11 protein-coding genes are annotated in these 15,944 nt (G+C 66.5%); 7 read left to right on the top strand and 4 right to left on the bottom strand.

Annotated features, from left to right (window positions below):
* Position 1: 1 nt before the first annotated feature.
* Positions 2 to 1,348 (bottom strand): MFS transporter, encoded by a 1,347-nt coding sequence (locus tag M8J71_RS08380; RefSeq protein ID WP_256247471.1) that lies wholly within the window; start codon positions 1,346 to 1,348, stop codon positions 2 to 4.
* 51 nt (positions 1,349 to 1,399) lie between these two features.
* Positions 1,400 to 2,338, bottom strand: a complete 939-nt coding sequence (locus tag M8J71_RS08375; RefSeq protein ID WP_256247470.1) for a proteasome assembly chaperone family protein — start codon at positions 2,336 to 2,338, stop codon at positions 1,400 to 1,402.
* A gap of 257 nt (positions 2,339 to 2,595) precedes the next feature.
* On the opposite strand from M8J71_RS08375, the gene M8J71_RS08370 reads away from it, so the two are divergent.
* The 5 genes from M8J71_RS08370 (at position 2,596) to M8J71_RS08350 (ending at position 8,770) form a co-directional block, all read left to right on the top strand.
* Positions 2,596 to 4,122, top strand: coding sequence for a leucyl aminopeptidase (locus tag M8J71_RS08370; protein ID WP_256247469.1), 1,527 nt, complete (start codon positions 2,596 to 2,598; stop codon positions 4,120 to 4,122).
* Positions 4,123 to 4,380: 258 nt separating this feature from the next.
* Positions 4,381 to 5,763: a dihydrolipoyl dehydrogenase gene (lpdA, locus tag M8J71_RS08365; protein WP_256247468.1), complete on the top strand. Its 1,383-nt coding sequence runs from the start codon at positions 4,381 to 4,383 to the stop codon at positions 5,761 to 5,763.
* 114 nt (positions 5,764 to 5,877) lie between these two features.
* Complete coding sequence (sucB, locus tag M8J71_RS08360) at positions 5,878 to 7,632, top strand: 2-oxoglutarate dehydrogenase, E2 component, dihydrolipoamide succinyltransferase (protein ID WP_256247467.1); 1,755 nt, start codon at positions 5,878 to 5,880, stop codon at positions 7,630 to 7,632.
* Between the two features lie 166 nt (positions 7,633 to 7,798).
* Positions 7,799 to 8,149: a hypothetical protein gene (locus M8J71_RS08355; RefSeq protein ID WP_163163105.1), complete on the top strand. Its 351-nt coding sequence runs from the start codon at positions 7,799 to 7,801 to the stop codon at positions 8,147 to 8,149.
* A 192-nt stretch (positions 8,150 to 8,341) separates the two neighbouring features.
* The gene (locus M8J71_RS08350) at positions 8,342 to 8,770 is read left to right on the top strand and encodes an OsmC family protein (protein WP_163163103.1); all 429 of its coding nucleotides are present in this window, start codon (positions 8,342 to 8,344) and stop codon (positions 8,768 to 8,770) included.
* Positions 8,771 to 8,847: 77 nt separating this feature from the next.
* Here the strand turns inward: M8J71_RS08350 and M8J71_RS08345 are convergent, their stop codons facing one another.
* The gene (locus tag M8J71_RS08345; RefSeq protein WP_256247466.1) at positions 8,848 to 12,360 is read right to left on the bottom strand and encodes a S41 family peptidase; all 3,513 of its coding nucleotides are present in this window, start codon (positions 12,358 to 12,360) and stop codon (positions 8,848 to 8,850) included.
* A gap of 76 nt (positions 12,361 to 12,436) precedes the next feature.
* Between M8J71_RS08345 and M8J71_RS08340 the strand changes: the two genes are divergently transcribed.
* A complete protein-coding gene (locus M8J71_RS08340; RefSeq protein WP_256247465.1) occupies positions 12,437 to 13,330 on the top strand; it encodes a TIGR01777 family oxidoreductase in 894 nt (297 codons plus the stop codon).
* Positions 13,331 to 13,362: 32 nt separating this feature from the next.
* On the opposite strand, the gene M8J71_RS08335 is transcribed toward M8J71_RS08340, so the two are convergent.
* On the bottom strand, positions 13,363 to 15,009 hold the full coding sequence (locus tag M8J71_RS08335; protein ID WP_256247464.1) for a serine/threonine-protein kinase: 1,647 nt from the start codon (positions 15,007 to 15,009) through the stop codon (positions 13,363 to 13,365).
* Between the two features lie 142 nt (positions 15,010 to 15,151).
* On the opposite strand from M8J71_RS08335, the gene lipB reads away from it, so the two are divergent.
* The gene (gene lipB, locus M8J71_RS08330) at positions 15,152 to 15,820 is read left to right on the top strand and encodes a lipoyl(octanoyl) transferase LipB (protein ID WP_256247463.1); all 669 of its coding nucleotides are present in this window, start codon (positions 15,152 to 15,154) and stop codon (positions 15,818 to 15,820) included.
* The last annotated feature ends 124 nt before the right edge of the window (positions 15,821 to 15,944 follow it).

The following is a 15,944-nucleotide window of genomic DNA, read 5'->3' as shown; positions in this document are numbered from 1 at the left end:
GTCAGTCGTCTGAAGCGGCCGCCCGGCTGCGCCGGGCCAGGTGTTCGCGCCGCTGGCGGGCCAGCGCGCTGCGCAGCGGCGGCACCACAACGCCCTGGGCAGCCATCTGCCGCCGTACCTTCCGGCGGCAGACCAGCATTGCTGCGGCCCCAAAACCGAGCAGCAGGAACTGAACGCTGAGTGCGATCCGGAACGGGTCCAGCCCGTACAGGACTCCGTTGGAGAAACCGCTGGCGTACAGGACGTCCAGCACCAGTCCGATCAGGAAGATCGCGATCAGCGCGGCGATGAAGCCGCCCACGTTGACGATGCCCGTCGCGGTGCCAATGCGGTGCGCGGGGTTGAAGGTGCGGGCGAAGTCGAAGCCGATCATCGAGCCGGGGCCGCCGATGGCGAGCACCACCACCAGGCCGGCCAGCAGCCACAACGGTGAACGCCCCGGAGTCAGCAGCACGGCTGCCCAGGCTCCGGCGGTGGCAGCGGCGATCAGCAGGACCATGGTTGAACGCCGCAGCGGGTGGCGGGAAACGAAGCGGCCGATGAACGGTCCCACTGCCATGGCCGTTGCCACGTAGAGCGCCATCAGGGCGGCGACCGTTCCGGCGTCGAGGCCCTGCCCGGAAAGGAGGAACGGGTAACCCCAGGTCATCGCGAAGACAGTACCGCTGAACTGGATGGTGAAATGGCTCCACAGTCCCAGCCTGGTCCCCGGCTGGCGCCACGCGCGGGCCAGTGAAGCCCCTGTTGCCTTCAGGCCTTGCTGTGCCTGCGGCCGCTGCGTGCCGGGCGGCACGTCCTGCAGGAGCAGCAGGACCAGGACGACGGCGAGTCCCGACATCCCGGCCAGCATCAGGAACGCCGGGGTCCAGCCCGCCGCGTGCAGCACGAAGGCGAAGGGAATGACACTGAACAGCTGCCCCAGCTGGCCGGACATACCCGTCAACTGGGTCACGAGCGGCACCCGGGCGGGCGCAAACCAGAGCGGAATCAGCCGGATCACCGAGATGAAAGTCATCGCGTCCCCGGCGCCCACCAGGACCCGTCCGGCTACACCCCCGGGAATACTGTCGGCGAACGCCAGCTGGAGCTGGCCCAGGCCCATCAGGACGGCACCGCCGGCGATCATGGCGCGTGAGCCGAACCGGTCCACGAGCAGGCCCACGGGGATCTGGAGTCCTGCATAGACCAGCAGTTGGAGGACCGTGAAGAACGAGATGGCGGACGCGCTGGCGTGGAAACGCTCGGTGGCCTCCAGGCCCACCACGCCAAAGGACGTGCGCTGGGAAACCGCCACGAGGTACCCGAAGATACCAACGGTCCAAATCAGCCAGGCGCGGGGTGCAGTCACCCCTTCATTATGCCCGGACAGCCGTGGCCGCCCCGGCAGCAGCGGGTTCCGCTACTGGCCGGGGTTCTCGCGGGCGAGGTAGGCCTCGACGGCAGCGCCGAGGACATCCGCATTGGGAAGCTCGTCATTTTCGTCCGCAAGGAGCGAGCGGCGGACCGTGCCTTCGGCCTTTTCGTCGTACCGGGATTCGAGGCGCGACACCACCTGCTGGACATCCTCCGAGGCATCAATCTGCTCGGCGATCTGGCGGCTGACTTCGCGGCCGGCTTCGCGGAGCCTGTCCGAGGGCAGCATCAGCGAGGTGGCTGCACCCAGGTATTCGAGTCCTGCGACGGCGGCGGTGGGGTATTCCGCCTCGGCAAGGTAGTGCGGCACGTGGATGACATAGCCGGCGACGTTGCGGCCGGCCTCCACCAGGCGCAGTTCCAGGATGTGGCCCACCGCTGCGGGGACCTCCACCGTTGGCTTCCAGACCGAGATGCCCTCGATCAGTTCGGGCCTGTTGCCGTGCACCGTCACGCCCACCGGACGCGTGTGGGGCACAGGCATGGGAATCGAGTGGATCCAGGTGACCAGGTTGACGTCCAGCTTCTCCACGATGCCCACCACTGCCCGCGCGAACCGTTCCCACTGCAGGTCGGGCTCGAACCCTGCCAGCAGCAGGAAGGGATTGCCCAGGCCGTCGACAAGCCGGTAGAGGGCGAGCGTCGGCTCCTGGTAATCCTGCAGGTGGTCCTCGACGAATGTCACGTGGGGCCTGCGCGACCGGTAGTCGATGAGCTGGTCGGCATCGAAGACTGCAACCGGCTCGGCGTCGAGCGTGTCCAGCAGTTCAGCGTTGATTTGCTTCACTACGTGACCGGCATCGGCGAACCCGGTGAAGCCCATCACCAAATCCAGCCCGCGGAGTTCAGGGCTGTGGAACAGCTCAATGTTGCTCGCGTAGAGCGCGTCAGGGTCCAGCAGGGAGCCGGAGATCCGTTCAAGCACGGCATGTTCCTTTCATAGGTGCGGGTGGACATCTCCTACAACGCCGCAGGGCAGCCGCACATTCCTGCTGCCGGTGTGGCGCACCTCTCAGGAAATACACCGGCACGGGCGGGGACGGGCTACGATCGGAACTGGCCTGCCAGACGGGCTTGCAGACACCCGGACTGCGTCCCGAACGATAGCATCCGGGCATCCATGGCAGAGCGCCGAACATGCATCCTGCCCGAGCATCTCTCGAGAATTGAGGACTGATCCCTGTGGTCAAGAATACTGAAATCAACCTTAGTACCCTCTCAAGGGACCTGAAGAAGAGCCCCAGTGACGCAGTGGTCATCGGCGTGGGAAAGGGCACTGACGGGCCCGTCCTCCTGGACAACCCGCTGACCGCAAAGAGTGCAGAAGCCCTGGCGCAGTCCCTCAAGTCCCTGGGCGTCACCGGCGCCGCAGACCAGATCGTCCGCCTCCCCGGCCTTCCGGAGACGGGCGCCGGAATCCTGGTCCTCGCCGGCACCGGCAAGGTCTCCGCTGCGGAGCCGCTCACGGGAGAGGCCCTGCGCCGGGCGGCCGGTTCCGCTGTCCGCCAGCTTGCCGGCCTCGCAACGGTTGTCCTTGCCCTTCCGACGGCGTCAGTTGCCGACGTCGCGGCAGTGGCCGAGGGTGCCGCCCTCGGCGCCTATTCCTTCACTGAGTTCCGTTCCTCGAAGGACGGGCTGAAGGATCCGGTCGGGAACGCCGTCATCTTCACGGAGTTCGCCGGCCACAAGGAGACGGACGCCGCCCTGAGGCGTGCCGGGCTGATCGGCAAGGCCGTGAACGCCACCCGTTCCCTGGTCAACCAGCCGCCAAGCCACCTTTACCCCGAAACCTTTGCTGAGGCCGCGAAGGAGCTGGCCAAGGGCCTGCCCGTGAAGGTCACCGTCTGGGATGAAAAGCGGCTCGAAAAGGAAGGCTTCGGCGGCATCATGGGCGTGGGCAAGGGCTCCGCCCGCCAGCCCCGCCTGGTCAAGGTGGAATACTCCCCCGCGAAGGCAACCTCAAAGATCGCCCTTGTCGGCAAGGGCATCACCTTCGACACCGGCGGCATCTCGATCAAGCCGGCCCTCGGCATGGGCGACATGAAGTCCGACATGGCGGGCGCCGCCGTCGTCCTTAACACTGTCCTCGCCCTCGCCGGACTTGGCCTTCCGGTCAAGGCGACCGCCTGGCTCTGCATTGCCGAGAACATGCCCTCCGGCGCTGCCTCACGTCCCGCGGACGTCCTCACCATGTACGGCGGAAAGACTGTTGAGGTCCTGAACACCGACGCCGAAGGCAGGCTCGTCATGGCAGACGGCATCGTGGCCGCCAGCCGTGAGTACCCGGACGCCATCATCGACGTCGCCACCCTGACGGGCGCGCAGCTGATCGCGCTCGGCAACCGCACGGCCGGCGTCATGGGCTCCGACAGCGTGACCGGCCCGCTCAAGGCAGCAGCCGACCGGGCCGGAGAACTGGTATGGCCCATGCCGCTGCCCGAGGAACTGCGCCCCAGCATCGACTCGCAGGTGGCGGACCTGGCCAACATCGGCGAACGCCACGGCGGCATGATGACGGCCGCTGTTTTCCTGCGCGAGTTCGTGGGTAAGGGCAAGGACGGGGAACAGATCCCCTGGGCCCACATCGACATCGCCGGGCCTTCCTTCAACAACGGCAGCCCGTACGGCTACACCCACAAGCAGGGAACGGGCTGCACCGTCCGGACCCTGGTGGCCTATGTAGAGGACATTCTCGCCGCCGCGGCCTGATACCACCGGTGAGTCCGGCAGCCACGGGTGCCCTGCGGCACGGGAATGTTCCCTGTGCCGCAGGGCCGCGTGACACTGGACACAAGCGCTCCACAAACGCGGCGCCAAGGTGGAGCATGGATAAGTGGTTCGCTAAGGTGAACCACGGTAGTCACAAATGCAAGAGAACGGGCCTGCTGGCATAATCACGGCAGTGCAAGTTCCAAGACCAGATGATGCGCGGAGAACGCGTCATCGTTCACGCGAGGGAGCGTTTAAGTGGCCGATCAGGCAACTGCGCAAGAATTCGACATCCTGGTACTCGGTGGAGGCAGCGGCGGATACGCCGCCGCACTGCGGGCCGTACAGCTTGGCCTTACCGTCGGCCTCGTGGAGAAGGCAAAGCTGGGCGGCACCTGCCTCCACAACGGCTGCATCCCCACCAAGGCGCTGCTGCACTCTGCAGAGCTCGCCGACCACGCCCGTGACTCCGCCAAGTACGGCGTGAACGTCACCCTTGACGGCATCGACATCACTGCCGTCAACGCGTACAAGGACGGCATCGTCGCCGGCAAATACAAGGGCCTCCAGGGCCTCATCAAGTCCAAGGGCATCACCGTCATCGAGGGTGAAGGCAAGCTGCAGGGCACCGACACCGTTGTGGTGAACGGCACCGCGTACAAGGGCAGGAACATCATCCTGGCCACCGGGTCCTACTCCCGCACCCTCCCCGGCCTGGAAATCGGCGGCAAGGTCATCACCTCCGACCAGGCCCTGACCATGGACTCCATCCCCAAGAGCGCCATCATCCTTGGCGGCGGCGTCATCGGCGTCGAGTTCGCTTCCGTCTGGAAGTCCTTCGGCGTGGACGTCACCATCGTGGAGGGCCTGCCCTCGCTGGTTCCCAATGAGGACGCCACCATCGTCAAGAACTTCGAGCGCGCCTTCAAGAAGCGCGGCATCAAGTTCTCCACCGGTGTGTTCTTCCAGGGCGTTGAGCAGAACAACGACGGCGTCAAGGTCACCCTCGTGGACGGCAAGACCTTCGAAGCGGACCTGCTGCTCGTCGCCGTCGGCCGTGGCCCCGTCACCGCTAACCTCGGCTACGAGGAAGCGGGCATCACCATCGACCGCGGCTTCGTCATCACCAATGAGCGCCTCCACACCGGCGTCGGCAACATCTACGCCGTCGGCGACATCGTCCCCGGTGTCCAGCTGGCCCACCGCGGCTACCAGCAGGGCATCTTCGTGGCCGAGGAAATCGCCGGCCTGAAGCCGGTGATCGTTGAGGACATCAACATCCCCAAGGTCACCTACTCGGATCCCGAAATCGCTACCGTTGGCTACACCGAAAAGGCTGCCAAGGAGAAGTTCGGCGAGGACCAGGTGCAGACCCAGGAATACAACCTGGCCGGCAACGGCAAGAGCTCCATCCTGGGCACCTCAGGTCTGGTCAAGCTGGTCCGCCAGAAGGACGGCCCCGTGGTGGGCGTCCACATGATCGGCGCCCGGATGGGCGAGCAGGTCGGCGAAGCCCAGCTGATCGTGAACTGGGAAGCCTACCCCGAGGATGTGGCCCAGCTGGTGCACGCACACCCCACCCAGAACGAGGCCATGGGCGAAGCCCACCTGGCACTCGCGGGCAAGCCGCTTCACGGCTAGTTTCCCCACGCACCACAGGGCCTGGTGCACCCGGCACGGAATGCCGGGTGCACTAGGCTTCCAACAAGGCAGCAATCATCCGCACTAAAGATCAATAAGGAGAACGGGGACGACATGTCTGAATCCGTTAACTTGCCCGCCCTCGGTGAGAGCGTCACCGAAGGAACCGTCACCCGCTGGCTCAAGCAGGTAGGTGACCGGGTAGAGGTGGACGAGCCGCTGCTCGAGGTATCCACCGACAAAGTAGACACTGAAATCCCCTCTCCTGTAGCTGGCGTGATTGAGGAAATCCTGGTTGCCGAGGACGAGACCGCCGAGGTCGGCGCTCCCCTGGTACGCATCGGCGACGGCTCCGGTGGCGGCGCCCCCGCCGAAGAAGCACCCGCAGCAGCTCCGGCAGAAGAAGCGGCCGCCCCGGCCGAGCAGGCTCCTGCACAGGAAGCACCCGCCCGGGAAGCACCGGCAGCCGCCCAGGAGGCACCTGCAGCCGGCGGCGAAGGGCACGAAGTCACACTCCCGGCGCTGGGCGAAAGCGTCACCGAAGGCACCGTCACCCGCTGGCTGAAGGCCGTGGGCGATTCCGTAGAGGTGGACGAGCCGCTCCTGGAAGTTTCCACCGACAAGGTTGATACCGAAATCCCGTCCCCGGTAGCCGGTACTCTTCAGGAAATCCGCGTCAACGAGGACGAAACGGCAGAGGTCGGCTCCGTCCTGGCTGTTATCGGTTCAGGCGCGGCCGCTGCCCCTGCCGAAGCACCGTCCACCGAGGCACCGGTCCAGGAAGCCCCCAAGGCTGAAGCACCCGCACCTGCCCCGCAGGCTGCACCGGCCCAGGAAGCCCCGAAGGCAGCACCGGCACCGCAGGCTGCACCCGCCCCCGCGGCAGCGCCTGCCGCAGCGCCTGCCACTGCGCAGGCCGCGGCCTCCAACGGCGGATCCGAATCCGGCTACGTTACTCCCCTGGTCCGCAAGCTTGCCAACCAGCACGGCGTGGACATCGCTTCGCTCTCGGGCACCGGCGTGGGCGGACGCATCCGCAAGCAGGACGTTATGGCAGCCGCCGAAGCCAAGGCTGCACCCGCCGCAGCCCCTGCAGCAGCGCCCGCCGCATCGGCACCGGCAGCGTCCAACGCCGCTGTTTCCTCACTGCGCGGCACCACGCAGAAGGCTCCGCGCATCCGCCAGGTCATCGCCCGCCGCATGCGCGAATCCCTCGAGATCTCCACCCAGCTGACCCAGGTCCACGAAGTGGACATGACCAAGGTCGCCAAGCTCCGTGCCCGTGCCAAGAACTCGTTCCAGGCCCAGAACGGCGTCAAGCTGACCTTCCTCCCGTTCATCGCCAAGGCCGTGGCCGAGGCACTCAAGCAGCACCCCAAGCTCAACGCTGCCTACGACGAGGACAAGCAGGAGATCACCTACCACAACGCCGAGCACCTGGCGATCGCCGTGGACACGGACAAGGGCCTGCTGGTCCCGGTCATCAACGACGCCGGCAACCTGAACCTCGCCGGACTGGCCGGCAAGATCGCCGACGTTGCAGGCCGCACGCGTGACGGCAAGATCGGCCCTGACGAGCTGTCCGGCGGCACGTTCAGCATCACCAACATCGGTTCGGTGGGAGCCTTGTTCGACACCCCGATCATCAACCAGCCGCAGGTGGGCATCCTGGGCACCGGCGCCATCGTGAAGCGCGCCGTGGTTGTTGCCGACGAGAACGGTGACGACTCGATCGCCATCCGTTCCATGATGTACCTGTCCCTGACGTACGACCACCGCCTGGTGGACGGCGCCGACGCGGGCCGGTTCCTCCAGACGCTGAAGGCGCGCCTTGAGGAAGGCGCCTTCGAGGCAGACCTGGGGCTGTAACGCACTAGAACGTTCGACGGCGGTGCAGGCTGCGGTGGGAGACCAGCGCAAGGCCTGCACCGCCGTCGGCGTTTAACAACCATGCGTTTAGAACCATGGAGGCGCCAGGCCATCGGATGATCCTGAAACTACTACAAGCTGTAGAACCTCTGGCTACACTGGTCCCATGAACATCGTTTATAACATTGTGGTTTTCCTGCACATCGTCGGCGCGGCCATGATCGTGGGTATCTGGATCGGGCAGATGAAAAAGCCCACCGTCCACCCCCGCCAGTTCGACGGCGCCATGACGCAGTTGCTCACCGGTGTCATCCTGATGGGCCTCATTCCGGCCCTGGACATGGACGCCAACTACGCAAAGCTGGGCATCAAGCTCGTCATTGCCGTGGTTGTCGGCGTCCTGGCCTTCATCGGACGCCGGAAGTACAAGAAGGGCGAGGCCGTCAGCCCCGGCCTGGCGCACGGTGTGGGCGGACTCGCGCTCCTGAACATCGCGATCGCCACCATCTGGCAGTAGTTCCCCCGCTGGAGACCTAACGACGGCGACGCTCCCTCACTGCGGGGGCGTCGCCGTCGGCCTTTTAACGCCATGGTCACAATCCTCTGACAGCGGACAACCCGTGCACCCGGAGTGCCGAATCCCTAGGATGGGTAGCGGCGGGGTCCTGGCAGCAGCCTGCCCCGGTTCAAATCGACTTGAGGAGTGGTTATGGCAGCAACACGCACCGCGCACACAGTATGGAACGGCGACCTGATGTCAGGTTCCGGAAACACCACGCTGGACAGCTCCGGCCTGGGTACGTACGACGTCACGTGGAAGGCCCGCACCGAGGCTGCCGGCGGCAAGACCAGCCCGGAAGAACTCATCGCGGCAGCCCACTCAGCCTGCTTCTCCATGGCCTTCAGCCACGCCCTTGCGCAGGCCGGCCACGCGCCGGAGGAAGTGAACACAAAGGCTGACGTCACCTTCGTGCCGGGCACCGGCATCACCGGCAGCCACCTGACCATGTCCGCCCGGATCCCGGGAATTTCCGAAGACGAGTTCCAGAAGATCGCTGCCGAAGCCAAGGTCGGCTGCCCCGTTTCCGGCGCCCTTGCCAGCATCGACATCACCCTGGACGCCACGCTCGAAGCCTGATCCGCTTTGAGGCGCAGACGCTAAAAAGCCCTGCCTGGCCATTTCCGGCCCGGCAGGGCTTTTTCGTGCTGGTGGGGTTACTTGCCCTGTCCGCGCGGTGGGAGCGGCGCAGGGCGCAGCCGGCGGTAGCCTTCGCGTGCCGGCGGGCGGTCGGTGGGAAGCTCCTGCACCATCTCTTTGAGCGCCCCGATGCCGTATTCCAGTTGCGGATCGCGTCCGGCAGCGTAGGCGTGCGGCGGATAGGTGACCTCAATGTCCGGGTCCACCCCGTAGTTCTCGACGCTCCAGCCCACACCGCCGCCGAACCAGGTGGCGTACCGCGGCTGGGTGACACCCGTGCCGTCTGCCAGGGCAAACCTGTTGTCGATGCCCACCACGCCGCCCCAGGTGCGCGTTCCGATCACGGGACCGATGCCGCGCAGCTTTGACACCTGGGTGATGATATCGCCGTCAGATCCGGCAAACTCATCGGCAAGGATGATGACCGGTCCGCGCGGCGCGTGGTGCGGGTAGGTCCGTGGCTTCTCTGCCCGCGGCATGCTCCAGCCGGTGACTTTACGGCCGATCAGCTCAGCCACAAGCTGGGAGGTGTGCCCGCCGCGGTTGCGCCGCACGTCCACGATGAGGCCGTCCAGCGCGGTTTCGGTGTCGAGGTCGCGGTGGAGCTGGGCCCAGCCGTTCGCCATCATGTCCGGGATATGAAGGTAGCCGAAGGTGCCTCCCGAGGCCTCCCGCACGGTCCGTCGGTTCGAGGCAACCCATTCCTGGTACCGCAGGCGCTCCTCGTCCTTGACGGGTACGACGGCGACCCGCCGCTGCCTGCCGGCGCTGTCGCCGTGCGCTCCGCCATTGAGGAGTGTCAGCTCCACCGGCCGGCCGGCCGCCCCCACCAGCTGCATCGCCGGGGTCACAGTCGCGGACAACGGAACGCCATCAATTGCCAGCAGGATATCTCCGGCCTTGGCACCGACGCCCGGCCGGGTCAGGGGCGACGTTGCGAGGGGATCGGATGACTCGCCGGCCAGGATGTGGGTGATCTCCCAGCCAGCCGCTGTCAGGACAAGGTCAGCCCCGAGCCGGCCCTGGCCATGGCTACCGTTCTCCGTGACGGGTGCGGGCCGGACGTACGCGTGGGAGGTGCCCAGTTCACCGTGCAGTTCCCACAGCAGGTCCACCAGGTCGTCGTGGGAACCCAGCCGGTCAACGAGCGGACGGTAGCGCTTGTAGATGGACTCCCAGTCCTGCCCTGCCATGTCTTCAGTCCAGAAGAAGTCGCGCTGCAGGCGCCATGCCTCGTCGAAGGCCTGGCCCCACACGCTGAGCGGGTCCATCATCACCCGGATCCGGCCAAGGTCCACCTTGACCAGCTCGCCGGATTCCTCGTCAGCCTTCTTGTCCGCCGGTACAACGCTGACCTGCTTGTCGGAAATCAGCACTACTTTGGTGCGGTCGCCGGAGAGCCGGAAGCTGTCCAGCGACTCCACCAGCGTGGATTGTTTCCGCCGGGCGAGATCGAAGCGGGCAAGGCTGGGGCGGGCATCCTTGTCGTCCTGGCTGGCCTTGCCGTCGCCGGTGACTCCGGCGAGGGCCCAATCGAGCCACAGCAGTGCGCCGTCGGCTGCCTTCAGGGACGTGTAGTTGCCCTGGGGCACGGGGACGCCGATGACACGGTGGGCGAGTCCTTCCGGGTCCACCCTGACCTCCGGCGCTGCTGCCGAAGCTTCCTGCTTCGGTTCCCCGGCTGTGTCGCCCGCTTGGTCCTCCCCCGCGTCCGGATCAACCGAGGGACCGAACGGTGACGGCGTGTCAGCGGCCAGCGCCACCAGGTACGGCTTAATGGGGCTGGGGAAGGAAAGGTCAAAGGAGTGCCCGTCGTAGACGGGGTCGAAGCTGCGGTTGGAGAGGAACGCCAGGAACTTGCCGTCCGGGGTGAAGGCCGGCGAGGTGTCGCAGAAGCGGCCATCGGTAACGTCCACCAGGCCGGAGCCGGGATCCGTTACCTTGGCCAGCCGCAGCCGGCTGCGGGAACCGAAGGAGGTCACGGGTTCGGACCAGACCAGCCATTGGGAGTCCGCCGACCAGGCCAGATCCGTAACGGTGCCTTCACCGATGCTGGCCACCAGTGTCAGTTCCCCGGTCCGCGTGTTGGCCGCGTACACCTCGCCGAAGGACGTACCCAGTGCGAGCCACCCGCCGTCCGGGCTGGCCTCGAGGGAGCTGGTGCGGGTGGGGCGGGGAAATGCGATCCGGGTTGCTGCTGCGGGAGCCGAAGCCGCGGCAACTGAGGGTGCGTCCTCCGGGGCGACGTCGGCCTGCTGGTCATCCCTGACGGCGGCAGCAGGACCGGCTCCTGCCAGGACCGCAGCCCCTGCGGCCGGAACAGGCTGCGGCAAGGCGACGGCGGCTTCCTCCTGTCCGGGTCCTGAAGCAGTACCGCTGCCCGGCTCTCCGGCGGGGGTGGATGTCCCGACGACGCCTGCTTCCGTTGTTCTGCCGGGCACCGGCGCGGCAACGTCCTTGATGTACAGCGCCTCGACGCCGTCGTGGTCCGCCACGTAGGCCAGCCGCCCGTTGCCGAGCGGCCTGGGGAGGCGGGCACGGACGCCCGGTGTTGCTTCGATGATGCGGGAAGGCCCGTCCTTGTGCCGCAGCCAGTGGATGGTGCCGTGCGCTTCGACCGCACTGGCCGCCCCGGCGCCGTCCGGGACTGCCGCGGCAAGGTGCTTGCTGGTGTTCAGCAGCGCCGGGCGCCGCGACTGGGAAGCAGAGCCCAGCGTGATGTCCAGCCGTACGGGGTCGGAACCAGGATCGGCAAGAACCCAGAGCTCACCCGCGGACTCAAAGATGATGCGCTTTCCGTCGGAGGCGGCATGCCGAACGTAGAAATCCTCGTGGTCCGTGTGCCTGCGCAGGTCCTTTCCATTCGGGAGGACCGAGTACAGGTTGCCGTACCCCTCGTGGTCGGACAGGAATGCGATGCGGCCGTCCACCCACATTGGATCAGCGAGGTTGCCGTCAAGCTCTGGCAGCAGGCGTTCAAATTCACCGTTACCGTCGTTGTCCAGCCAGAGCTTCCCGGCGGTGCCTCCGCGGTAGCGCTTCCACCACGCGGGTTCGCGTGACAGCACGCTGCCCACTACTACCGGGCGCTCATCGCCCACTTCGGGGCCAAAGGCTACCGACTCCACGGGGCCGAAGGGCAGTTCCTCGGCCCAGCCGCCCTCAAGCGGGACACTGTAGGCGTGCGTGTGGCGGCTTTCAGCCTGGCGGAAGGCGCTGGTGACTACGACGGAGCCTTTAGCAGTGAAGCCCTTTACCCGGGTGGTGCTGTGGCCGAAGTAGGTGAGCTGCCGGTAGTCGCCGCCGTTCACTGCCGCGGACACCACCTCCGGTGCTGTTCCCTGCACCACTGTCCATACCAGCCTCTGTCCGTCCAGGGTGAAGCGGGGATTGCGGGCGGGCAGCTGGAGCGAGGAGACACGCCAGGCGCGCCCTCCACCCAGGGGCGCAATCCACACGTCGTCCTCGGCCACAAAAGTGACCAGATCGCCGTGCAGGTGCGGGTAACGGAAGTAGCTCGAAGAGGTCATCGTTTGATCATAGTCAACCCCCGGTTACCCCTGGTGGAGGTGCCTGCGCTGCGTCCGCCGTGGTGTGATGGACCCCATGCGCATAGTTATCGCCGGCGCCTCCGGTCTGATCGGTACCCACATGTCGGCCGCCTTCCGCGATGCCGGCCACGACGTCGTGTCCCTGGTTCGGCGCGGGCCGGCATCGTCAACTGAAGTCCGGTGGAACCCGGCCGCCGGAGAACTTGACCCGAAGGCATTGGCCGGAGCCGACGCCGTCGTCAATCTCTCGGGAGCCGGCATCGGGGACAGGCCGTGGACCCGCAGGCGCATTGATGAACTTCTCAGCTCGCGGCTGGACTCCACGCGGACGCTCACCCGGGCCATGCGCCAACTCGATTCCCCGCCCCCTGTCTTCATCAGCCAGTCCGGCGCAAATTACTACGGCGACGCCGGCAACACGGTACTGCGGGAAAACGCGCCGCAGGGAGCCGGCACCCTCGCCCGGATCTGCGGGGAGTGGGAAACGGCAGCCGCCACCGCTCCCCCGGGTGTTCGGGTGGTGCTGCCGCGGACGGCGGTGGTCCTCAGCCGTTCCGGCGGTGCGCTGGGCAGGCTGCTCCCCTTGATCCGGCTGGGGGTTGGCGGGCCGCTCGGTAACGGCCGCCAGTACTGGCCCTGGATAACCTTGCCCGATGTTTCGGCAGCTTTCCTTTTTCTGCTGAACTCCCCGCTGTCCGGGCCGGTGAACCTCTGCGCCCCCGAGGAGACAGACATGAACGCCCTGGTGGCTGCGCTGGCCAAGGCGTTGCACCGCCCCGCCGCGCTGAGGGTTCCGGCCCCGGTCCTGCGCCTGGTGATGCGCGATCTTGCCGACGAACTGCTCCTCGCCAGCCAGCGCATGGAACCCGATCTGCTCTCGTCTGCCGGTTTCACCTGGCAGCATCCCACGCTCGCCCAGGCCGCGCAGTGGGTTGCCGGCAAGGAGTAGGAGCCTGCCTGCCTTCCCTTCAGCGCCGGGCATCAGGTGCCGGGAAGGATGTCGCTGATCCGCCATCTGCCGTCTACAAGGACCAGTACCAGGCGAAGCCGTTGTTCGGCGCCGGCCTCTCCCCTTGCCGTCACATTGCCCTGGGCATCCTTTTCCTCATAGGCGGACGAGGCCGAGGTGACGGCAACCAGGGCGCCGGCTTCGGTTCCGCCCTCCTCCGCCTGCACTTGTGACAAGGTGGTGGAGAATCCGGACAGGACACGGCCGGTTTGACGCAGCCGCCCGCTGATCGCACTATCTGCTGCCGCCGCAGCCGAGCCATGCTGGTTCACCTCATCGATGAGTTCCAGCTTGCCCGTGCTGAGGGCCAGCGACCTCAGCACCGCGAGGCCGTGGACCGCCACGGCGGGAACGGGTGATGCCGCCTGCTGCCTGGCTGCCTCCACAGGTTCGGCTTGCTGGGGTGTTTCCGCAGGAGAAAGTTCGGGGACGCCGGCTGTGGTTGCCCCGGCAGCCGTTCCTGCAGGGGAATCTGGTCCGGCGGCGGTGACCCCCGCACCGGACAGCCACCAGGCTGCAGCAACTGCCGCAGCGGTGGCACCGGCAAGAGCGGTCCGCCGCACCTGCCGCCTACCCCGCGGCGAAGCGTGCCGTCCTTTCCCCTGGTCCCCAGGGTGGGCCGGAGGCATGACTCCCTTCGACTCACTGAAGGGCAGCTTTCCCGCAGCAACGAACGGGCCTGACCATTTCGACGTCGTCAGCCGGCGCCGCAACCCGTTGACCCGCTCTCCGAGCCCTCGTGGATTTGGTGCCTGCAGGCGGGTTACCAGTTCCGGCAGGACTGTGGGGTGGACTGCAGGCGCCAGGTCCAGCGGCAGGGGTGATGCGCTCCGGTACACGGCTGTGGCGAGGGAGGCAGCGGTAGGCCGGAGCCGCCGGTCCTCGTTCAGCCCGGACTCCAAGGCGGCCGCGAGCTCCCGTGGGACCTCCGGAAGCAGGAGGGACAAGGGCGGCCGGTCCGCCGTCCGCTGCGGAGGCAAGCCGGTGAGGCAGAACCAGCCGAGCGCGGCCACTGAATAGACGTCACGTTCGGGCTGAAGGCCGGCCCGAACCGCGTCCACCGGCGCGGGATCCAGAAATCCGGGTGTGCCTGCACCGGCTGCGGAGCCGGGATCACCCAGCATCCGGGCGATGCCGACGTCGGACAACATCGGTTTGCCGTGGGCGGTGAACAGGACGTTGCCCGGCGCTACGTCGGCATGGGTGAACCCCGTACCATGCAAATACGCCAGGGCCTGGGCGATGGGCGTCAGCACCGTCACTGTTTCCCCCACGCTGAGTTTTCCCCTGGCAGCGATCAGGCCTGCGAGGGAGCCGCCTGGTGCGTAGTCCATGATCAGTGCGGCAGGGCCTTCCGCGCCGGCCAACGCCACAGTGTCGTAGGCCTTGATGAGGTGCGGATGATCCAGGACGGACAGGATGCGGATCTCCCGCCGGATACCTTCTTCCGTCATCGCGGTTCCCCGGGACGACCTGCGGGCGGGCGGACGGAAGTACTTCAGGGCGAACTCCCGTCCGCTCCGTTCCTCCCGAACCAACCAGACAGAGGAACTGCCGCCGCGGCCAAGCAACCGCCCTACGGCATAACCGGAGGCCGTTATCCCCTGCAAATCTTCCATGACCCATGTTTAGTCGAATCCGGCGCGGCGCGCAGAAGTTATCCACAGGGTCACCAGGCGCCCTGCCCCAGGGCCCGGGAGTGCACGGTGAGCTTAAGCACTAAACCGGGTGCGTGGGCGCCCAAGGTCTAAGCTGGATGCCATGACTCTTGAGTTTTCACAGCTGGGTCTTGCTCCGGACTTCGTCGACTACACCCGCGGTTGGGCCATCCAGAGCGAACTCCACGACGACGTCGTCGCCGGAAAGGCCCCGAGCACTGTACTCCTCCTCGAACACGCCCCGGTCTATACGGCCGGTAAACGGACGGAGGATCACGAACGGCCCTTCGATGGCACGCCGGTGGTCCCGGTGGACCGCGGCGGCAAGCTCACGTGGCATGGCCCCGGCCAGCTGGTGGGCTATCCCATCATCAAGCTGAAGAACCGGGCGGGGATTCGCGACTACGTCGAACGCCTCGAATCCGTCATCATCAATGTCCTTGCCGACTACGGCATCCAGGCCGTGCGGATCAAGGGCCGGGCAGGGGTGTGGATCGCAGCAGACGCGAAGGGCCCGGACAGGAAGATTGCCGCCATCGGCATCCGTGTCCATGAGGGCGTCACCATGCACGGGTTCGCCATCAACTGCAACAACGATCTCGCCCCGTACACGCAGATCATTGCCTGTGGCATAACAGATGCCGGCGTAACAACCATCGCCCAGGAAACCGGTTATGACGTCTCCCCGGCTGACCTCGTTTCCAGAATCACCGAAGAACTGCGCAAGAATGAAGACGCCCTGATCGCTACCCCCGAAGGAGCTCTACTGTGACATTGGCACCTGAAGGCCGGAAGCTTTTGCGCGTTGAACAGCGCAACTCTGCTGTCCCGGTGGAGCGGAAGCCGGACTGGATCAAGGCCAAGGTCCAGATGGGCCCGGAGTTCGTCCAGCTCAA

This window comes from Pseudarthrobacter sp. R1 (assembly GCF_024494415.1).
In the GTDB taxonomy this organism is placed as follows: domain Bacteria; phylum Actinomycetota; class Actinomycetes; order Actinomycetales; family Micrococcaceae; genus Arthrobacter.
This window is presented reverse-complemented; position numbering and strand designations above follow the sequence as displayed.